Genomic DNA, 20,091 nt, shown 5'->3' on the forward strand with positions numbered 1-20,091 from the left:
AGCGGCGGGCACGGGGCTCAGATGCGGAAACTGCCCACCAACTGTTTCAAGCGTGCGGCCTGTTGTTCCAGGTCGGTGCAGGCGCGCAGGGTGGATTGCAGGTTTTCCACGCCTTCCTGGTTGAGGGTATTGATCTCGGTAATGTCCATGTTGATCGACTCCACCACCGAGGTTTGCTCCTCGGTAGCGGTGGCCACTGACTGGTTCATGCCGTCGATCTCACCAATGCGCTGGGTCACGCTGTTCAAGCGCTCGCCGGCCAGGTTGGCGATTTCCACGCTGTCCTGGCTGTGGCGCTGGCTTTCACTCATGGTGCTGACCGAGTCGCGCGCACCGACTTGCAGCTCCTCAATCATCTTCTGCACTTGCTGCGCCGACTCTTGAGTGCGATGCGCCAGGTTGCGCACCTCATCGGCCACGACCGCAAACCCGCGCCCGGCTTCCCCGGCACGCGCCGCTTCGATGGCGGCGTTCAGTGCCAGCAGGTTGGTTTGCTGGGAGATGCTGGTGATCACCTCCAGAATTTGCCCGATGTTCACAGTCTTGCTGTTCAGCGCTTCTATATTGCTGCTGGACGCACTGATCATCGCTGACAGTTGGGTCATTGCCTTGATATTGCGATCTACCACCTGCTGGCCGTCTTCGGCCAAGTGCCGCGCATCGCTGGCCTGGCTGGAGGCTTGTGCGGCGTTGCGCGCGATTTCCTGGGCGGCGGCGCCCAGTTCGTTGATGGCGGCGGCGACGCTGTTGGTGCGGTTGGCCTGCTCGTCGGAGTTGACCATCGAGGAATTGGAGGCACTGACCACGCGCAACGCCACTTCGTTGACCTGTTCGGTGGCCGAGGACACCTCGCGGATCGAGGTATGAATCCGCTCCACGAAGCGGTTGAAGGCATTGCCCAGCGTGCCGAACTCATCGTTGTTCTGGATGGTCAGGCGGCGGGTCAAGTCGCCCTCGCCATCGGCGATGTCCTGCATTGCGCGGGTCATTACGTGCAGCGGTTGCAGCAGCACGCGGATGAGCATGCCCAGCAGCGCAATGATGATCACCACAGCGATGATCGTGGCGATGACCGCCGAATTGCGGAACTCGCTGAGCATGGCGAACGACTTGTCTTTATCCACCGAAATGCCCAGGTACCAGTTCACCGAGGGCAAGCCCTTGATCGGTGTAAAGGTCACGATGTTGTCTTTACCGTTGGCTTGAACTTCACTGAAGTCAGCACTGATCTTGGGCGTGTGATTGGGGTACACGTCGGCCAGGGTCTTCATCACCAGGTTTTTGTCCGGGTGCACGAGCACTTTGCCATCGGCACTGACCAGGAAGGCATAACCCATGCCGCCGAAGTTCAGCGCGCCAATGTTATCCACCAGCGTTTGCAGGCTCAGGTCGCCGCCTACCACGCCGATGCTCTGGCCAGTTGTGGTGGTGCTGGGGGTGGCGACCGAAATAATCAATTTCCCGGTGGCGGCGTCAATGTAGGGTTCAGTCAGGGTTGAGCCATTGCTGGACTGGGCGCCCTTGTACCAGGGGCGAACCCTAGGGTCGAAGCCATCGGGCATCTTGGTGTCGGGGCGGATGGTGAAGGCGCCTTTGCTGTCGCCCACGTAGGTGGCCATGAACGAGGACGTCAGGGCTTTCTGTTCCAGCAGGCCGGCGACGGCGGCGGGTTCAGGGTTGATGGCAATGTTCTGTGCTGCGTTTTCCACCAGCGCTATGCGCCCGGTGAGCCAGGTCTGAATATTGCTGGCGGTGACGTCGCCCATTTCATGCAGGTAATTATTGAGGTCGTCGCGAATCGCGTTGCGTTGCAGGTAGTCGTTGTAGAGGGTAAACAATGCGAAGGCGGCGATGACGATAAGAGCGGCTGCAAGCAGGATTTTGTGGCTGAAGCGCAGGTTTTTATTCATGGCTTGAAGGGTCCGCTAAGGTCTTGATATCCGAAGCGCGTCCTCATGGGATGCGCAAAATGGCAGCGTCAAAAAAGGTGTGGTACTTCTGGTGATAGCTCTGTAAGTCCCTTTAGGAGCCATCCGATCTGTTTTTAGACTTTGTGGGTCTTACAATTATCTGTATCGACCTGGCGGCACTAAAGATTAACCAAAGGTGACGAAATGCCTGACTCCTCGCAACTCCTTATTGGCGCCGGTCCGGACGGCCAACCTGTCGCCCAGGCCATGCGCCTGGCCAACCGTCACGGCCTGATTGCTGGCGCCACGGGCACCGGCAAGACCGTCACCCTGCAGCGCCTGGCAGAAGCGTTCAGTGATGCGGGTGTGGCCGTGTTCGCCGCTGATATCAAAGGCGATCTGTGTGGTCTGGGGGCTGCCGCGAACCCTCAAGGAAAAGTGGCTGAGCGCATCGCCGGCATGCCCTTCCTTAATTACACGGCGAAGGCTTATCCGGTAACGCTGTGGGATATCCACGGGCAGTCGGGTCATCCACTTCGCACGACCATCAGCGAAATGGGACCTCTATTGCTCGGCAGCCTGTTGGAACTCACCGACAGCCAGCAGTCGGCACTCTATGCCACCTTCAAAGTGGCGGACCGCGAAGGCCTGCTGCTGCTCGACCTCAAAGACCTCAAGGCATTGCTCAACCATCTGCGCTATCACCCGCAACTGCTGGGTGACGATGCCGCGTTGATGACCACCGGCTCCAGCCAGGCGCTGTTGCGGCGCTTGGCGGTGCTTGAACAACAGGGCGCAGAAGCCTTGTTTGGTGAGCCGGCCCTGCAGCTTGAAGATATTTTGCAGCCGGCCAGCGACGGCCGCGGGCGTATCCATTTGCTCGACGCCAGCCGGCTGGTGCACGAGGCGCCCAAGGTGTACGCGACTTTCCTGCTGTGGCTGCTGGCCGAACTGTTCGAGCAGTTGCCGGAGCGCGGGGATGCCGACAAACCGTTGCTCGCGCTGTTTTTCGATGAGGCGCATTTATTGTTTGCCGACACGCCCAAGGCTTTGCAGGATCGACTGGAGCAAGTGGTGCGTCTGATCCGCTCCAAAGGTGTCGGCGTGTACTTTGTCACTCAATCCCCCGGTGATTTGCCTGACACGGTCTTGGCGCAACTCGGTCTGCGTATTCAGCACGGCTTGCGGGCGTTCACCACAAAAGAGCAGAAATCCCTGCGCGCGGTGGCGGATGGCTTTCGGGCCAATCCGGCGTTCGACACCTTGTCGGTGCTCACAGAGCTGGGCACCGGTGAGGCACTGGTGGGCACCTTGCAGGAAAAGGGCACGCCGCAAGTGGTCCAACGCGTGCTGGTCGCGCCGCCGCAATCGCGCATCGGGCCGCTCAGCGAAGCCGAACGCGCCGCGCTGATTGCCAGCTCGCCGTTGCTGGGGCGGTATGACAAGCCGATTGACCGGGAGTCGGCCTATGAAGTGTTGATGGCGCGCAAGGAACTCGGGCCGACTGAGGCAGCCACGCCTGCTGCCGAAGAACCAAGCTTTACCGACAAGGCCGGAGCATTTTTGGGCACCACGGCCGGCAAGGCACTCAAATCAGCCATGCAACAGGCCGCCAATCAGATGGGCCGGCAGTTGGTGCGGGGTTTGTTGGGCTCGTTGCTGGGCGGCAGCAAGCGTAAGTAGCTATTCAGATTTGGGCTTGGCGTGCGCGGCCAATCGTTCCAGTGCCGCGCGCAAGCCCGGATCGCTGATCCCGTCGGCCGTCGCCTGAATGGTTTCGGCCGCATTCACCGAAAGGTTGATGGTGTGCCCCACCGCGCCTTGCTGCACGGTAGGCGGCTGCACCTTGAACTGGATACGGGTCAAACTGGCAAATTCGTCAAAGGCCATCAATTGTCGCTGCAGGCGTTTTTGCTGATAGCGCAAACGGGTCGCCCAATGACCGTCGGTGACAATTAACAGCAAATTTCCTTCGCGCCAGGACGCCACATGGCAATGTTCACGTGCGGCAGGTTGTAGCTGGCTTTCTACCAGGCGTTGCAAATGGCCCAAGCGTTGCGCATGGCCGAAGATGGCTTTCAACGGCTTGGCTTCGCGGAGCAACACGCTGGGCGCGCGGGCTGTAAGAGGGCGAAATGCCATGTTTAGACACCTTAAGTAACAGAGCCGCCATCTTAGCAGAAAGCGCCTGTGTGCCCCCCAGCCAATGCGTCACCCAGCGCTTTGCTCGTAAAATCAATAGGTAACTTCTGCGCCTGATGGGTTGAAGTTCCAGCAAAAGCCCTTATTTTAAACAGGCCCTCTCACAGCGCCATGCCAGCATCGGGGAATAACGCCACTTTCCTCACCCACGATTCCGGGTAGAATGCGCGTTCGCATGCGGCCGTGAGGGCTGCTCGGGCCACTCACGGTGCGCCCTCCATCCCTATGTGTGGAAGAACCTGCCGATATGTTTGCGCCTTTGTTAAAGAAACTTTTTGGAAGCAAGAATGAGCGCGAAGTTAAACGCATGCTCAAGACGGTGCAGCTGGTCAATGCCTTCGAAGAGCAGATGGTTGCCCTTTCGGACGAGCAATTGCGCGCCAAGACCCAAGAGTTCAAGGCCCGCATAGCCAAAGGTGAAACCCTCGACAAGCTGCTTCCCGAAGCCTTTGCGGTCGCCCGTGAAGCCGGTAAGCGTGTCATGGGCATGCGCCACTTCGACGTGCAGTTGATCGGCGGCATGACCTTGCATGAAGGCATGATTGCCGAAATGCGCACCGGTGAAGGCAAGACCCTGGTGGCAACCCTGGGTGTTTACCTCAACGCACTGTCCGGCAAGGGCGTGCACGTTGTGACGGTGAACGACTACCTGGCTCGCCGGGACGCCAACTGGATGCGCCCGCTGTATGAATTCCTCGGCCTGACCGTCGGCGTGGTAACGCCGTTCCAGCCGCCGGAAGAGAAACGCGCCGCTTACGCTGCCGACATTACGTACGGCACCAACAACGAATTCGGTTTCGACTACCTGCGCGACAACATGGCGTTCAGCATGGAAGAAAAATTCCAGCGCGAACTCAACTTTGCCGTGATCGACGAAGTCGACTCCATCCTCATCGACGAAGCCCGTACCCCGCTGATCATCTCCGGCCAGGCCGAAGACAGCTCGCGCCTGTACACCGAGATCAACAAGTTGATCCCGCGTCTGGAGCAGCACATCGAAGAAGTGGAAGGCGTGGTGACCAAAGAAGGTCACTTCTCCATCGATGAGAAGACCCGTCAGGTCGAGCTCAACGAAGCCGGTCACCAGTTTGTCGAAGAGATGCTGACCCAGATCGGCGAACTGGCCGAGGGCGAAAGCCTGTACTCGGCCCACAACCTGGGCCTGTTGACCCACGTGTATGCCGGCCTGCGCGCCCACAAGCTGTTCCATCGCAACGTCGAATACATCGTCCAGGACGGCCAGGTCGTGCTGGTTGACGAACACACCGGCCGTACCATGCCGGGTCGTCGTCTGTCCGAAGGCCTGCACCAGGCCATCGAAGCCAAGGAAGGGCTCAACATCCAGGCTGAAAGCCAGACGTTGGCGTCTACCACTTTCCAGAACTACTTCCGTCTGTACAACAAGCTGTCCGGCATGACCGGTACGGCCGACACCGAAGCGTTCGAGTTCCACCAGATCTACAACCTGGCCGTGATGGTGATTCCACCGAACAAGCCGCTGGCGCGTAAAGACTACAACGACCTGGTGTTCCTGACGGCCGAAGAGAAATACGCGGCAATCATCAACGACATCAAGGACGGCATGGCCCAGGGCCGTCCGATCCTGGTGGGTACTGCCACCATCGAGACTTCCGAGCACGTGTCCAACCTGCTCAACAAGGAAGGCATCGAGCACAAGGTTCTCAACGCCAAGTTCCACGAAAAAGAAGCCGAAATCATCGCTCAGGCCGGTCGCCCAGGCGCACTGACCATTGCCACCAACATGGCCGGTCGTGGTACCGACATCCTGTTGGGTGGTAACTGGGAAGTGGAAGTCGCGGCGCTGGAAAACCCGAGCCCTGAGCAGATCGCTCAGATCAAGGCCGACTGGCAAAAACGTCACCAGGCCGTGCTGGAATCCGGCGGCCTGCAGGTGATCGCCTCCGAGCGTCACGAATCGCGCCGTATCGACAACCAGCTGCGTGGTCGTGCCGGTCGTCAGGGTGACGCCGGTTCGAGCCGTTTCTACCTGTCGCTGGAAGACAGCCTGATGCGCATCTTCGCCTCGGATCGGGTGAAGAACTTCATGAAGGCCCTGGGCATGCAGTCCGGTGAAGCGATCGAGCACCGCATGGTGACCAACGCCATCGAGAAGGCCCAGCGCAAGGTAGAAGGCCGTAACTTCGACATTCGCAAGCAACTGCTCGAGTTCGATGACGTCAACAACGAACAGCGTAAAGTGATTTATCACATGCGTAACACGTTGCTGGCCGCCGACAACATTGGCGAGACCATTGCCGATTTCCGTCAGGACGTGCTCAACGCCACCGTCAGCGCGCATATCCCGCCACAGTCCCTGCCTGAGCAGTGGGATGTTGCCGGTCTGGAAGCGGCGTTGAAAAGCGACTTCGGTGTCGACTTGCCGGTTCAGCAGTGGCTGGACGAAGACGACCACCTGTATGAAGAAACCCTGCGCGAGAAGCTGATGACCGAGCTGCTGGCCGCGTACAACGAGAAAGAAGAGCAAGCGAGCGCCGAAGCGCTGCGCACCTTCGAGAAACAAATCGTACTGCGTGTGCTGGACGACCTGTGGAAAGACCACCTGTCGACCATGGACCACTTGCGTCACGGTATCCACTTGCGTGGTTATGCCCAGAAGAACCCGAAGCAAGAGTACAAGCGCGAGTCGTTCACGCTGTTCTCCGAGCTGCTGGATTCGATCAAGCGCGATTCGATTCGCGTGCTGTCCCACGTTCAGGTGCGTCGCGAAGACCCGATCGAGGAAGAAGCTCGCCTGCGCCAGGAAGCCGAAGCATTGGCTGCGCGCATGCAGTTCCAGCACGACGAAGCACCGGGTCTGGAAGCGCCTGAGGTGTTGGGCGAAGAGGTCGATGTGGCCTTGGCGCAAACCCCGGTTCGCAATGATCAGAAGCTGGGCCGTAACGAACTGTGCTGGTGTGGTTCGGGCAAGAAGTTCAAACACTGCCACGGCGAAATCAACTAAGATTTTTGCCTGACGCTGCAACACCCCGCGCCGCGACCGGCATCAGCCGTCGCGGCGTTTTGCCATTAATTCCCACCGTCGATAGCGACGGCACAGACATCACCTATTTTTAAGGAGCGCATTCATGGCTGTTGGTCTTGGTCCTTTGCCCACATTGCACCCGGTTGCCGGTTTTGAACTCGGTATCGCTTCGGCCGGCATCAAGCGCCCCGGGCGCAAGGATGTGGTGGTGATGCGCTGTGCCGAAGGTTCGACCGTCGCCGGTGTGTTCACCCTTAATGCCTTCTGCGCCGCGCCGGTAATCCTGGCCAAACAACGCGTGGCCGGTTCGATTCGCTACCTGCTGACCAACACCGGTAACGCCAACGCCGGTACAGGCGAGCCTGGCCTGGTCGCCGCCGCCCGCACCTGCGCCAAGCTGGCCCAGTTGACTGGCGTGGACGCCAGCCAAGTGCTGCCTTACTCCACCGGCGTAATCGGTGAGCCATTGCCGGTAGAAAAAATCGAAGGCGCCCTGCAAGCCGCGCTGGATGACTTGTCTGTGGATAACTGGGCTGCCGCTGCCACAGGCATCATGACCACCGACACACTGCCAAAAGGCGCGAGCCGTCAGTTCGTGCACGACGGCGTGACCATCACCGTGACCGGCATCAGCAAAGGCGCGGGCATGATCCGCCCGAACATGGCCACCATGCTCGGCTACATCGCCACCGACGCCAAAGTCTCTCGCGACGTGCTGCAACGCTTGATGCTGGACGGTGCCAACAAGTCGTTCAACCGCATCACCATCGATGGCGATACCTCGACCAACGACTGCTGCATGTTGATCGCCACCGGCCAGGCCAACCTGCCGGAAATCACCTCCACTGAAGGCCCGCTGTTCGCCGCGTTGAAGCAGGCGGTGTTCGAGGTGTGCATGGACGTGGCCCAGGCCATCGTGCGTGACGGCGAAGGCGCGACCAAGTTCGTGACCGTTGAAGTCAACGGCGGCGGCAACCACCAGGAATGCCTGGATGTTGGCTACACCGTGGCGCATTCGCCGCTGATCAAGACTGCCTTGTTTGCCTCTGACCCGAACTGGGGCCGCATCCTCGCCGCCGTTGGCCGTGCCGGCGTGCCTGACCTGGACGTGAGCAAGATCGACGTGTTCCTTGGCGAGGTGTGCATTGCCAGCCGTGGCGCCCGCGCCGAAACCTACACCGAAGCCCAGGGCTCGGCAGTGATGCAGCAGGAAGAAATCACCATCCGCATCGAACTGGGTCGCGGTGAGTGCAGCGAAACGATCTGGACCACTGACCTGTCCCACGAGTACGTGAAGATCAATGCGGAATACCGCACCTGACAGCCAAGAGGATAAGCGCGGTGAAACGAGTGCATGTAGCAGCAGCGGTGATCCGCGGTGTCGATGGCAGGATCCTGCTGGCGCGCCGTGCCGATACTCAGCATCAAGGCGGCCTCTGGGAATTTCCCGGTGGCAAGGTGGAGGCCGATGAGTCGGTTTCTGCCGCCTTGTCCCGCGAATTGCAGGAAGAACTGGGCATCCAGGTCACCACGGCACGCCCGCTGATCAAGGTGCAGCATGACTACCCGGACAAGCAGGTGTTGCTGGATGTCTGGGAAGTCTCGGCCTTTACCGGCGAGCCCCATGGTGCCGAAGGGCAGCCGTTGGAATGGGTGGCCCCGCGAGACTTGATCAACTATGCGTTCCCCGCAGCGAATGCCCCGATCGTGGCGGCGGCGCGGCTGCCGGCTGAGTACCTGATTACCCCGGGCGAGCTGGAAACCCCGACGTTGCTGCGCGGTATTCAGAAGGCGATTGCCGGGGGCATCAAGCTGGTTCAGCTGCGTGCGCCCAATGGTTACGACCCTAAGTACCGTGACCTGGCGGTGGACGCCGTTGGCCTGTGTGCCGGCAAGGCGCAATTGATGCTCAAGGGCCCGTTTGAGTGGTTGGGAGATTTCCCGGCGGCCGGCTGGCACATGACGTCGGCGCAGTTGCGTAAATACGCGAGCAAGGGACGCCCGCTGCCGAAGGATCGCTGGTTGGCGGCTTCCTGCCATAACGCTGAAGAACTGGCGCTGGCGCAAATGATGGACGTGGATTTTGTCACGCTGTCACCGGTGCAGCCGACACAGACGCATCCGGATGCTCAGCCATTGGGTTGGGAGCAGGCGGCCGAGTTGATCCGTGGGTTCAGCAAGCCGGTGTTTTTGCTCGGCGGCGTAGGGCCGGCTGAGCGGGAACAGGCTTGGGCCGCTGGGGCTCAGGGTGTGGCAGGTATTCGGGCGTTTTGGCCGCAGGTTTGATGTTTTTCTGACGGGCCTGTTCGCGGGCAAGCCCGCTCCCACAGTCGACCGGGTTCCAGCGTTGGAAAGCAGTCAAATGTGGGAGCGGGCTTGCTCGCGAAGGGGGCCAGATCAGTCACCCCAAAACTCAGTGTGGCTTAGCCGCCGCCTGCCACAACACCTCCGCAACTCCCTGGCGCTTGGCAATCACCCGTGCCGCCACAAACAACAAGTCCGACAACCGATTGATGTACGCCAACCCCACGCCTTCCAATGGTTCAATCGCATTCAACTGCTGACACCGCCGCTCCGCACTGCGCGCCAGGCTGCGGCACACGTGAGCTTGGGCGATCAGCGCTGAACCACCGGGCAAGATGAAGTTTTCCAGTGGCCCGACTTCCTCGTTCCAGCGATCAATCGCCGCTTCCAGCCGATCAACTTCGGCCGCATTCAATGCCTTGTACACCGGCATCGCCAGCTCACCGCCCAAATCGAACAACCGATGCTGGCAAGGGGTAAGCACCTCAATCACATCGTCCAGTTGCGGATGCTTGCCGCTCTGCTCTTCAAGGCTGGCCAGCAGTAAACCCAACTGGCTGTTGAGCGTGTCCACCTCGCCGATGGCTTCCACGCGCGGGTGGTCCTTGGGCACGCGGCGGCCGTCGCCCAGGCCGGTCTCGCCTGTGTCGCCGGTACGGGTGTAGATCTTCGACAGGCGAAAGCCCATGGTTATTGCTCCAGTTGAGTCAGGTCAAAGGTTGGCATTTGGCTGCCGGCCAACGGCAGGCGCAGGGTGAAGCAGGTACCTTGGCCGAGGGTGGAATGCACTTCCATCTGGCCCTTGTGGTTATTGGTGATGATGAAATACGACACCGACAGCCCCAGCCCGGTGCCTTGGCCGATTTCCTTGGTGGTGAAGAACGGCTCGAAAGTGCGTTTGCGCACGTTTTCGCTCATGCCGATGCCATTGTCTTCCACCTGGATCTCCGCCCAGGGCGGGTTGAGGCGGGTACGCAAAATAATGCGCCCGGGCTCGCGGTCGTCTTCACGCAGGTGAATGGCCTGGGCGGCGTTTTTCAACAGGTTGAGCAGTACCTGTTCCAGTTCGTTGGCGGTGCCGGGCACCGGGCCTAGCTGCGGGTCGAACTGGCGGATGATTGCCTGACCCTTGAAGTCGAAGCCGATCGTCAGGTCGAAGTCATTACCGGCAATTTCCACTGCCTGGTCGATCAGCGCCGGCAAATCGCAAGGCGCCATTTGGCGATTGCTGCGGCGGCTGAAGCTGAGCATATGCGTGACGATCTTCGCCGCGCGTGCGCCGGCTTGCTGGATGCCATCGAGCAATTGCGGGACTTCGCGGCCCTGCAGGTAGCGGTTGACCACCTCCAGTTCGATGCCCGCCTGTTCCGCGTGTTCCAGGTTTTTCGGCAGGTCGGGAGACAGGCGGCGGCGGATGTTCTGCACGTTGTGCAGGATTGCCCCGAGCGGGTTGTTGATTTCGTGGGCCATGCCCGCGGCCAGGCCGCCGACGGAGAGCATTTTTTCCGACTGCACCATCATTTCTTCCAACGACAAGCGCTGGGTGATGTCGTCGATACGGATCACCACCCCGCGCCCGGCGCCGCCCATCAAGGGGTAGAAGGTCAGGGCGTAATGCTTGGCCTCGTCATCCTTTATCCAGGTGACGCGCTCAATGCGTTCAACCGTGTGTTGCTCAACCGTGGCCTTGATTTGCGGCAGGTAGGGCTTGAGTGGCTGGAACGCGAGGAAGATCGGCTGGTTCAGCGCTTCGTCCAGGCGCGTGCCGGAAAGCGCAGTGGCTTCCTGATTCCACTGGGTGACGTAGAGTTGTTCGTCCAGGGCGATCAGCGCAGAAGGCATCGAGTCGATAATGCTGTTGAGGTAATTCTGGAAGCCCGTAAGTTTTTTCTCGATCTTGCTGCGAACCTGCACCTCGAGTTCCAGCTTGCGGTTGGTATGACGCGTCTCTTCGGCCAGGCCCTGGGCTTGGGCGTAGGCGGCCTGGGAGTCGTCCCGCGCTCGCTTGAGCTGATGCTCGCGGGCTTCGATACGCGACAGCATGGTGTTGAACGCTTCGGCCAGGCTGCCGATTTCATCATGGTTGCCGCGCCCGGCACGCAGGGCGTAGTTTTCTTCGCGGGTCACCTGGCGCGACAGTTCTTCGAGTTCGTGAATCGGGCGGGTGATCAAGCGTTTGATCTGCCGGGCGATGACCAGCCAGAGCAATACGCTGAAAATCAGGATGCCGAGGCTGGCTGTCAGCGTGCCGGTATAAAACGCCACGGGTAGCTCGCTGCTGGCGACCAACAGTAAATGCCCCGGAGGCTGGCCGGCGCGGGGCAGGGTGATGACCTGGTTGCTGCGAAATTCGGTGACGCGCCAGGCCTCGATATGCCGGTAGTTGTCCGGCAGGTGCAGGCGGTTGCCATGTTGCATTTGGGCCAGGCGGGTGCCTTCGCCGTCATACAACGCGGCGGCGCGTAGTGGCGAGTAACTGGTCAACTCGCTGAGCAGGGCGTCGGCCTTGGCCGGGGATTCGAGGGCTTCGGCGGCCAGGGCGGGGTTGGACACCAGGCGACCGATGGCCTGCAACGCCTGCGGGGCCATGCTTTCCTGGGAGATCCAGTAGGCGGCGCTGATAAACGTCAGGTTGGCCACCAACAATACGGTGGTCAACAACACCAGCAGGGCGGCCAGCAGTTTCTGCCCTACCGGTAGATTTTCAAGACGCTGGCGCAATGGCATCAGGGTTTTCCCAGGTGATAGACAGGTAGGCAGGGTAGCGCGTGCCTCAGTCGGTGGCTAATCCGCGTGCGCGTAAGTGGTCGATCAGCCGCGCTTGCACCTGTTGCAGATGCGGCAGGACCAACTGATGGCGGGCCGCCGCCTGGCAAGCGTAGCCCAGCAGGTAGCTGATTTCGGTGCGCCGGGCGTTGGCCACGTCTTGATACATGGAGGAGTAGTTGGCCGCCGTCGCGTGGATGACCCGCTCTACTTCGCTGTGTAACGCCTCGGCGGCGGCCGGTTGACCGCAGCATTCGAGCAACTCGGTCAATTCGGCGCACAAGGTCGCCACTTCGCATTGGTGGTCGTGCAGGCCGCCGTTGCGGCACTGGTAGAGCACGGTCAACGGGTTGATCGCGCAATTGAGCGCCAGCTTGCGCCACAGGCGGGTGAGAATATCGGTGCTCCATTCGTGGGGAATGCCGGCGGCGTGCAGGTCGTCCAGCCACAGCGGTGGCGTCGGGTGGCCCGCGTCCCCCAGCCAGGTGTAGCCATGGCCGGCAAAGACCACGCGCCAATCGCCGTCGCGGAATGCGCCCTCGGTGCTGGAGGCGAAGATGCAGCGGGCCTGCGGCAGCTGCGCGGCCACGCCATCCTGGCTGCCCAGGCCGTTTTGCAACAGGATCAGTTCGGCGTCCGGTACCAGCCGGTGTTGCAGCTGTGCGATGGCGGTTTCGGCGTCGTAGGCTTTGCACGCCACCAGCAGACGATGAATGGGTTCTTGGCTGTGGGGCGTTTCGCCGATCACTGGGTAGGTGTGTGCTACGCCATGCTCTACCAGCGTCAGGCCTTTTGCCTGCCGGTAGCTGGATAGGCGGGCCTCATCCCGCAGGATCAGCCGCACGGGTACGCCCGCGCGCGACAGGCGTGTGGCCCACAGTGTGCCCAGGCTGCCGGCGCCGAGAATGTGCCAGGTAGTCGACATGAGTTTTTGCTCCATAGGGTCGCTCACAGTGAACAGCGCGAAAGAACCGCTATAATGCCTCGGCATTTTAGCTTGGGCGCGCTCCATCTCTACTGAGCCCGCCCCTTATATTGGAGAAATGACATGCCTTCGTTCGACGTGGTATCCGAACTGGACAAACACGAAGTCACCAACGCCGTCGAGAACGCCGTCAAGGAATTGGACCGCCGCTATGACTTGAAAGGCAAGGGCAGCTTCGAGTTCAAGGAAAAGGAACTGACCGTCAACCTGACCGCTGAAGCCGATTTCCAGCTGGAAGCGATGATCGAGATTCTCAAGCTGGCGCTGGTCAAGCGCAAGATCGACGTGCAGTGCCTTGAAGTCAAGGACGCCTACGCCTCCGGCAAGCTGATGAAGCAGGAAGCCGTGCTCAAGGAAGGCATCGACAAAGAGCTGGCGAAGAAGATCGTCGCCCACATCAAGGATGCCAAGCTGAAAGTCCAGGCCGCCATCCAGGGTGAACAGGTTCGCGTGACCGGCAAGAAGCGTGACGATCTGCAAGAGGCAATCGCTGCCCTGCGCGCCAAGACTTTCGACATGCCGCTGCAGTTCAATAACTTCCGCGACTGATGGCACTTTGCGGAACCTGCGGGTGTTTTTGACGTCCCACGCCCCAGAGTCTGTGCCTACACTTGAGCCCCACGGGGCTCATTTGCGTTTTATGGCAGTCAATCAAGCCGCACATCCGCGCAACAGGAGAAGATAGATGGATTTGAACGCTGAAGTGGATCACCTGATCAAGACCTCGCAGTCCTGGATCCCGATGATTATGGAATACGGCAGCCGGGTGTTGCTGGCAGTGATAACCCTGGCCATCGGCTGGTGGCTGATCAACGTATTTACCCACCGCGTAGGGCGCTTGCTGGCCATTCGCAATGCGGACCTGGCGCTGCAGCACTTCATCACCAGCCTTGCCAACATCGCATTGAAAGTGATGCTGATTGTGAGCGTGGCTTCGATGATCGGCGTGGCAACCACCTCGTTCGTCGCTGCCATCGGTGCGGCTACCCTGGCCATCGGCCTGGCGTTGCAAGGCAGCCTGGCCAACTTCGCCGGCGGCGTGCTGATTCTGCTGTTCCGCCCGTTTCGCATCGGCGACTGGATCGAGGCTCAAGGCACGTCCGGGACGGTCGACAGTATTCAGATCTTCCACACCGTGCTGCGTACCGGCGACAACAAAACCGTGATTGTGCCTAACGGCATCCTGTCCAACGGCATCATCACCAACACCAACCGCCAGCCTACCCGCAAGGTAGTGTTCGACGTGGGTGTCGACTACGAAGCCGACTTGCAGAAAGCCCGTGAAGTGCTGCTGGAACTGGCGAAAGACCCGCGCGTGCTGACAGACCCAGCAGCGGTGGCGGTGGTGTCGACGTTGGGCGACAGTTCGATCACGGTGTCTTTGCGTTGCTGGACCAAGACTTCCGATTACTGGGACGTGGTGTTCATGCTTAATGAACTGTCGCGTGATCGCTTGAAAGGCGCGGGCATTGATATTCCGTTTCCACAGCGCGTTATCCGCGTGATGCAGGAACCGGCTGCGAAATAACTAAGCGCAGTGTATCGAACTTGGCCGAATGGTCAGGTTCGATGCGCGCCGTTAACCTCGTTAGTTAGCTTGCTAGTTATTTTTTCAGCGAAATAAAACTGCAATAAAAAAGCCGCTCCCTTGCAAACAGGGGAGCGGCTTTTTATTTAAGGCCGAGGCCTTAAGCCATCGTTGTAATCAAACTGGCAATTACAAGATGTTCAACGGGTATTGCGCGATCAGACGCAGTTCGTCGATAGACGCCGAACCGTAGTACACGCCATCAGACGAACGATAGGTCGCTTGACGCACGCGCAGGCTCAGGTCTTTTGCTGGACCGCTCTGAATCACGTACTTGGCTTCGATGTCACGTTCCCACTCTTTGCCGTTGGAGGTCTCTGCGGTATTAGCGCCGGTACCTTTGACGTAACGAGTCATGAAGCTCAAGCCTGGCACGCCGAAGGTGGCCATGTTCAGGTCATAACGAGCCTGGAACGATTTTTCGTCTTCTGCGTTGAAGTCGGAACGGGCGATGGAGTTGGCCAGGAAAATCGTGCCGCCGCCGTCTACGCCGTAGCCGTAGTCACCGTCACCGCTGACTTTCTGGTAGGCCAGGGTGAACGTGTGAGCCTGGATGGTGTACGCGCCTTGCAAGCTGTAGGCACGGTTGTCCAGTTTGGTGGTGCCGTCTTTTTCTGCGCGTTGCAGGCCGGCGCCGTCGCTCTTGGTGCTGTAGATGTTGAAGTCAACGGCCAGGGACTGTTCGTTGCTCAGCGCGTGAGTCCAGTTCAGGTTGGCGTAGGTTTTCTTCCAGTAGTCTTCAGTCTTCGCGTAGTAGAGGCTGGCGCTGACTTCTGGAGTCAGGGCGTAGACACCGCCGATGAAGTCGGTTTTGGTCAGGCCCAGGCTGTCACGGTAAGTCTGTGCTTGTGCCACGCTCGAGGTGAAGTGACCACCTTCAAGTTTCAGGCCCTTGATCTCGTTGCTGGTGATCGAGATACCTTGCGGCAGCTCTGGCAGCAAGCGGCTGTCATCGGAGGCGAATACCGGCGCGGTGGTGTACTGGTCGCCGACTTTGAGCACGGTGTCGGAGATGCGGAACTTAACAGCGCCGCCGCCTTTGGAGTAGTCGTCTTGCGCGCGGCCGTCTGCACCGGTAGGGAACAGGCCAGTGCCCGAACGACCCTTGCCGCTGTCGAGTTTCACGCCCAGCAGGCCGATGACATCAACACCGACGCCGATGGTGCCTTGGGTATAGCCCGACTGGAACAGGCCGTTGAAGCCCAGGCCGGTTTCGTCTACACGGCTTTTGCCGGTGTCGTTGTTACGGAAGTCGCGGCTGAAGTTCAGCAAACGAGTGTTGATGCTGAAAGTACTGTCTTCAACAAAGCCCTTGGAATCGTCCTGGGCGGACGCCATTGCGAACTGCGAGGTGCCTGCTGAAACAGCCAGGGCGATCATGCTCCACTTCATCACGCGCATCGTGATTTGCTCCTTTGGTTTTAGGAAGAGTACTGCCGTCCCACCTGTATTTTTATCTGGGCGGCTCTTTCTTTTTTGTGTCGGCGCAAAGTTATATCACGCGGACCCTATTGACGATACTTACCCATCTATCCTTTCAGCTTCTTTACGAGGCTGTCGTAAATTGCTATTTCCATGTCGCAAATTCACAGCCCGATTGTCACCAGGCTGACAACTTAAGTGCTGTTTTCAGACCGCTTTCGAAGTTTGAAATCTTCCGTGATACGCACTGAATCGCTTGTGTTTTTATCGCGAAACACCTGCTTCCAAACGGGTGTCGTTGCCGACGATAGTGGGGTGAATGCAACAAGCGTGCACAAAGCGGTAACCGAATGTCATTTTTTCGTGAAAAACGTTACGGGAGTGTAAAAACCGCATAAGCACGGGCTTTTTACGCCGTTTGGTTTGGGCTTGACGTCCAGGTGTTACACCTGTGAAGGGGTACCTAAATCCTGTGCCAGAGAAAAACGTTACCGGTTGACCCCCATGAGTGGGTAATCGGCGGATCCCTTTGAAGCACAGGTGGGTCATTTTGGTGCATCCCGTCGAGGCCCGATTTAGCGTAGCTCAAATATTCGCCTGCCTCTAAAGGGTGCAAGTTTTTTATCCGCATGCATCCAGGCTTTCCGCATTCGCCGTGAAGCGTTGCGCATTCAAAGGTATGCTGGGCACCTGAAATTGACCTGCCAAACGGAGTGCCCGCGTGTTCGCCTTAGACCAACGCCTGCAACAAGACACACTGGCTATTGGGGACTTCCCGCTCTGCCGCCTGCTGCTGTCCAATGACTCGAATTACCCATGGTTCATCCTGGTGCCGCGCATTGACGGTATCAGTGAAGTGTTTCAGCTGGATGTCGCCGATCAGCACACCTTGTGGCAGGAAACCACGGCCCTGGCGGCGTTGTTGAACGAAGGGTTGGCAGCCGACAAGATGAACATTGGTGCGCTGGGTAACGTTGTCAGCCAGTTGCACGTGCATGTGATCGTGCGCAAGCGTGATGACGCCGCCTGGCCTGCACCGGTGTGGGGCAAACATCCGGCCCGACCGTACACCGAGGAGCAAGTAACGGCGATACGCACCCGACTGCGCGCTTTATTGCCTGCCGGCTTCATCTTTAGCCAGGACTGAATTATGGATCTGCAAGACCGCGTCACCGACCTGGAAAGCCGCCTGGCCTTTCAGGACGACACCATCGAGACCCTCAATGACATTCTGGTCACCCAGCAGCGGGCGGTAGAGCGCCTGCAGCTGCAGATGACGGCGCTGCTCAAGCGTCAGGAAGAAATGGGTGGCCAGTTCGAATCATCCGAAGAAGAAGCGCCGCCGCCACATTATTAAGGCGCGCCATAAAAAAACCGCGACCCAGCCAGGCTGGATCGCGGTTTTTTTTGCGCCGAGAAAGTATCAGCGACGCGGCAATGCCGCGATCACGTCTTCGGCTTGCAGGCCTTTGTCACGGTTCATGACGGAGAACTCCACGCGCTGGCCTTCGACCAGAACGCGGTGACCTTCGCCACGGATGGCCCGGAAGTGGACGAAGATATCGTCGCCCGAATCGCGGGAAATAAAGCCGAAGCCCTTGGAGGTGTTGAACCACTTCACGGTACCGGTATCCCGGTTGGTCATGTCGTAGTTTTGCGTGGCTGCCGCTGGGGACGAACGGTAGAAGCTGATGGCCAGGTGAAGAACGATAGCGACCACAGCAATCACCAGGCTGAGCAGGATAGCCGGGTGGCCGCCGACTTCAGGCATAGGTGCCAGGAGGGTGAGGGTTTGAACGACAACGGTCAGTACCAGCAGCGCGCTGACCAGGTTTTGCAGTTGATGACGTGTGCCTTTGTTCCAGTACGGGATCACCGGTGCCAGCGTCAGGTTAAGAAGGCCGAACAAGGCCAGGTACAGAGCGTCGTGTTGTTCCAGGTAGGGAGGGCTTCCCTGTTGCAAGCTCGGTATAAAGGACAGCAGCAACGCTGCAACGCCCGTTAGCAGGTGGACGATTTTCAACATTTTGATTAACTCACGTTAAGAAGGATCACAAGGAAGAGCTGACGGGCACGGTTCGCTTCTGAACAATGGGAGGCGTTGGGCACGTGCACGGGTATCAGCCTATGTGGTGCGCCGCGCAAATTAACGGCAACCACACGCCGTCTATTTAACAGCAAAGGCTGTGCCTACTCAAATCAAGCATTTCGGGGTGTTGCAGGCGCGATGGCATTTCTGCTTCAAACACTTGTCCTAGACAGGTGCGGACTTTTTCGGCGGCATTTCGGGCGTTTTCCTACTCAAGGGTGAGGCCTGCGCGCCGCCGATTGAGCGGGGACCGCTGGGTGTTGCAAGCCTGTCATGCAGCGGGGCGATTTGCCGCACGCCAGTTGCGTGTGTCGGGCTGCACACCGCCTGCACTCTTGCTAGAGTGGTCCTGCACCTGATCAATGAATGCTCGTCAATTGAAGGGGAAAAACATGGCAATCGATATTGGTATCAGTGAAGAAGATCGTAAATCCATCGTCGATGGGCTTTCACGGCTGCTGTCCGATACCTATGTACTGTATTTGAAGACCCACAACTTCCATTGGAACGTCACGGGCCCCATGTTTCGTACGCTGCACTTGATGTTTGAAGAGCAGTACAACGAACTGGCGTTGGCAGTGGACTCCATTGCCGAGCGTATCCGTGCCCTGGGTTTCCCGGCGCCGGGTGCCTATTCGATCTACGCCCGTCTGTCTTCGATCAAGGAAGAAGAGGGTGTGCCCAGCGCAGAAGAGATGATCAAGCAATTGGTGGCGGGCCAGGAAGCCGTGACCCGCACGGCGCGCGGTATCTTCCCGTTGCTCGATAAGGTCAGCGATGAGCCGACCGCCGATCTGCTGACCCAGCGTATGCAAGTCCACGAAAAAACGGCGTGGATGCTGCGTTCCCTGCTCGAAAACCAGTAACGCTCCAGCCCCAAAAGCAAACCGAGCGGTGCCGTCCTGGCGCCGCTCGCTTGTTTCTCTGCGCTTCCTGGCGTTGTCCTACGACTATCGACTCCGCGTCTTCTGGCTGCCTGGCACGTCCTGCTGTTTTATAGGGCCACTGTCCGATGGGAGAAACCCATGGGCTGCTGTTTGGCAATGGAGTGTCAGGTGTATGTCACGCGGAGTGGGTAGTGGAGTGATGGAAACCTGTGGTTTTCATAAGATAAAAGTCGATCCTTTCGCTAAAGGCTTCGATATGGGACTGGCCAAGCCATTGTCCCGGTCGGTCAGGCTCAACGGGTTTTCCACGTGCCTGCGGCTTGAGCAGATCTATTGGAATATCCTCACGGAGATAGCCAGGCTCAATGCCTGCTCAGTCAGCGCATTGCTGTCTTATGTCGATCGGGAAGTGCATTTGCGGTACGGAGGAGTGAAGAACTTCAGTGGCTTGGTCAGGGTGGTGTGCGTGGTTCACGTATTAAAAGGCAATACGGCGTCGCACCGCCCTGACTAGTCAGGTGGCACCGGGCCGGCCCGCTACCTGGCGGGCAAGGCCTGGGGCAGAAAGCCGGCTGCGCTGCTTCGATTTACCAGATATAATCCCGCGCTTTGCTGCGCGTGCCGGGTCTTTACCCACAGGGCGGGTGCAGCGCAGTAATGATCTGATCGCCGAGACATCTCCATGCCCATGTACGATTATCAATGTGCTTCCTGTGGTCATCAGTTGGAAGCCATTCAGAAAATCAGCGCAGCGCCGCTGGTCGATTGCCCTGCCTGCCAGGCACCTGAGCTGAAGAAGATGTTGTCCATGCCGGGCTTTCGCCTGAGCGGCGGTGGCTGGTACGAGACCGACTTCAAGACCGGCGCCAAGAAGAATCTGGCGGGCGGCGACAAAGCAGACTGAGTTGAACTCTACGCGCAGGCTCCTGCATTA

The 20,091-nt window shown here is 59.2% G+C and carries 18 protein-coding genes and 1 pseudogene; 11 read left to right on the top strand and 8 right to left on the bottom strand.

Annotation, left to right across the window (positions count from 1 at the left end):
• Positions 1 to 17: 17 nt before the first annotated feature.
• Together AACU78_RS30165 and AACU78_RS30170 are read right to left on the bottom strand one after the other, a co-directional pair.
• Complete coding sequence (locus AACU78_RS30165; protein WP_370004806.1) at positions 18 to 782, bottom strand: methyl-accepting chemotaxis protein; 765 nt, start codon at positions 780 to 782, stop codon at positions 18 to 20.
• Between the two features lie 93 nt (positions 783 to 875).
• Positions 876 to 1,910: pseudogene (locus AACU78_RS30170) on the bottom strand (HAMP domain-containing protein); the annotation flags it as partial.
• A gap of 204 nt (positions 1,911 to 2,114) precedes the next feature.
• Between AACU78_RS30170 and AACU78_RS25240 the strand changes: the two are divergent.
• The gene (locus tag AACU78_RS25240; RefSeq protein WP_106578373.1) at positions 2,115 to 3,593 is read left to right on the top strand and encodes a helicase HerA-like domain-containing protein; all 1,479 of its coding nucleotides are present in this window, start codon (positions 2,115 to 2,117) and stop codon (positions 3,591 to 3,593) included.
• Here AACU78_RS25240 and AACU78_RS25245 read toward each other — a convergent pair whose 3' ends face one another.
• Positions 3,594 to 4,052 (bottom strand): DUF721 domain-containing protein, encoded by a 459-nt coding sequence (locus tag AACU78_RS25245; RefSeq protein ID WP_106578374.1) that lies wholly within the window; start codon positions 4,050 to 4,052, stop codon positions 3,594 to 3,596.
• Between the two features lie 307 nt (positions 4,053 to 4,359).
• On the opposite strand from AACU78_RS25245, the gene secA reads away from it, so the two are divergent.
• From secA to AACU78_RS25260, 3 genes are all read left to right on the top strand, one after another.
• On the top strand, positions 4,360 to 7,095 hold the full coding sequence (gene secA / locus AACU78_RS25250; protein WP_106578375.1) for a preprotein translocase subunit SecA: 2,736 nt from the start codon (positions 4,360 to 4,362) through the stop codon (positions 7,093 to 7,095).
• A gap of 124 nt (positions 7,096 to 7,219) precedes the next feature.
• Positions 7,220 to 8,437 (top strand): bifunctional glutamate N-acetyltransferase/amino-acid acetyltransferase ArgJ, encoded by a 1,218-nt coding sequence (argJ, locus tag AACU78_RS25255; RefSeq protein WP_106578376.1) that lies wholly within the window; start codon positions 7,220 to 7,222, stop codon positions 8,435 to 8,437.
• Positions 8,438 to 8,457: 20 nt separating this feature from the next.
• Positions 8,458 to 9,402, top strand: a complete 945-nt coding sequence (locus tag AACU78_RS25260; protein ID WP_106578377.1) for a Nudix family hydrolase — start codon at positions 8,458 to 8,460, stop codon at positions 9,400 to 9,402.
• A gap of 127 nt (positions 9,403 to 9,529) precedes the next feature.
• Here AACU78_RS25260 and AACU78_RS25265 read toward each other — a convergent pair whose 3' ends face one another.
• The 3 genes from AACU78_RS25265 to AACU78_RS25275 are packed head-to-tail and all read right to left on the bottom strand — an operon-like array spanning position 9,530 to position 13,111.
• Positions 9,530 to 10,108 carry a cob(I)yrinic acid a,c-diamide adenosyltransferase gene (locus AACU78_RS25265; protein WP_106578378.1) on the bottom strand — a complete coding sequence of 193 codons (579 nt, stop codon included), beginning with the start codon at positions 10,106 to 10,108 and terminating at the stop codon, positions 9,530 to 9,532.
• A gap of 2 nt (positions 10,109 to 10,110) precedes the next feature.
• Positions 10,111 to 12,147: a sensor histidine kinase gene (locus AACU78_RS25270; RefSeq protein WP_106578379.1), complete on the bottom strand. Its 2,037-nt coding sequence runs from the start codon at positions 12,145 to 12,147 to the stop codon at positions 10,111 to 10,113.
• A gap of 46 nt (positions 12,148 to 12,193) precedes the next feature.
• Complete coding sequence (locus AACU78_RS25275; RefSeq protein ID WP_106578380.1) at positions 12,194 to 13,111, bottom strand: putative 2-dehydropantoate 2-reductase; 918 nt, start codon at positions 13,109 to 13,111, stop codon at positions 12,194 to 12,196.
• A gap of 123 nt (positions 13,112 to 13,234) precedes the next feature.
• Between AACU78_RS25275 and AACU78_RS25280 the strand changes: the two genes are divergently transcribed.
• Both AACU78_RS25280 and AACU78_RS25285 read left to right on the top strand, forming a co-directional pair.
• The gene (locus AACU78_RS25280) at positions 13,235 to 13,720 is read left to right on the top strand and encodes a YajQ family cyclic di-GMP-binding protein (protein WP_003193880.1); all 486 of its coding nucleotides are present in this window, start codon (positions 13,235 to 13,237) and stop codon (positions 13,718 to 13,720) included.
• 136 nt (positions 13,721 to 13,856) lie between these two features.
• Positions 13,857 to 14,699 carry a mechanosensitive ion channel family protein gene (locus AACU78_RS25285; protein ID WP_106578381.1) on the top strand — a complete coding sequence of 281 codons (843 nt, stop codon included), beginning with the start codon at positions 13,857 to 13,859 and terminating at the stop codon, positions 14,697 to 14,699.
• 189 nt (positions 14,700 to 14,888) lie between these two features.
• On the opposite strand, the gene AACU78_RS25290 is transcribed toward AACU78_RS25285, so the two are convergent.
• Positions 14,889 to 16,160, bottom strand: a complete 1,272-nt coding sequence (locus AACU78_RS25290; protein ID WP_106578382.1) for an OprD family porin — start codon at positions 16,158 to 16,160, stop codon at positions 14,889 to 14,891.
• A gap of 742 nt (positions 16,161 to 16,902) precedes the next feature.
• Here AACU78_RS25290 and AACU78_RS25295 point away from each other — a divergent pair.
• Positions 16,903 to 17,328, top strand: a complete 426-nt coding sequence (locus AACU78_RS25295; protein ID WP_106578383.1) for an HIT domain-containing protein — start codon at positions 16,903 to 16,905, stop codon at positions 17,326 to 17,328.
• Between the two features lie 3 nt (positions 17,329 to 17,331).
• On the top strand, positions 17,332 to 17,538 hold the full coding sequence (locus tag AACU78_RS25300; RefSeq protein WP_017847119.1) for a SlyX family protein: 207 nt from the start codon (positions 17,332 to 17,334) through the stop codon (positions 17,536 to 17,538).
• Positions 17,539 to 17,604: 66 nt separating this feature from the next.
• Here AACU78_RS25300 and AACU78_RS25305 read toward each other — a convergent pair whose 3' ends face one another.
• The gene (locus AACU78_RS25305) at positions 17,605 to 18,207 is read right to left on the bottom strand and encodes a cold-shock protein (protein WP_106578384.1); all 603 of its coding nucleotides are present in this window, start codon (positions 18,205 to 18,207) and stop codon (positions 17,605 to 17,607) included.
• Positions 18,208 to 18,662: 455 nt separating this feature from the next.
• Here AACU78_RS25305 and AACU78_RS25310 point away from each other — a divergent pair, with 455 nt between their 5' ends.
• The 3 genes from AACU78_RS25310 to AACU78_RS25320 all read left to right on the top strand — a co-directional run bounded on the left by AACU78_RS25310 (position 18,663) and on the right by AACU78_RS25320 (position 20,061).
• The gene (locus tag AACU78_RS25310) at positions 18,663 to 19,136 is read left to right on the top strand and encodes a Dps family protein (RefSeq protein WP_003193874.1); all 474 of its coding nucleotides are present in this window, start codon (positions 18,663 to 18,665) and stop codon (positions 19,134 to 19,136) included.
• A 193-nt stretch (positions 19,137 to 19,329) separates the two neighbouring features.
• The gene (locus tag AACU78_RS25315; RefSeq protein WP_106578385.1) at positions 19,330 to 19,671 is read left to right on the top strand and encodes a ribbon-helix-helix domain-containing protein; all 342 of its coding nucleotides are present in this window, start codon (positions 19,330 to 19,332) and stop codon (positions 19,669 to 19,671) included.
• A 168-nt stretch (positions 19,672 to 19,839) separates the two neighbouring features.
• Complete coding sequence (locus tag AACU78_RS25320) at positions 19,840 to 20,061, top strand: FmdB family zinc ribbon protein (protein ID WP_017139808.1); 222 nt, start codon at positions 19,840 to 19,842, stop codon at positions 20,059 to 20,061.
• Positions 20,062 to 20,091: the final 30 nt, after the last annotated feature.

Source organism: Pseudomonas sp. R9.37 (assembly GCF_963878885.1).
In the GTDB taxonomy this organism is placed as follows: Bacteria; Pseudomonadota; Gammaproteobacteria; order Pseudomonadales; family Pseudomonadaceae; genus Aquipseudomonas.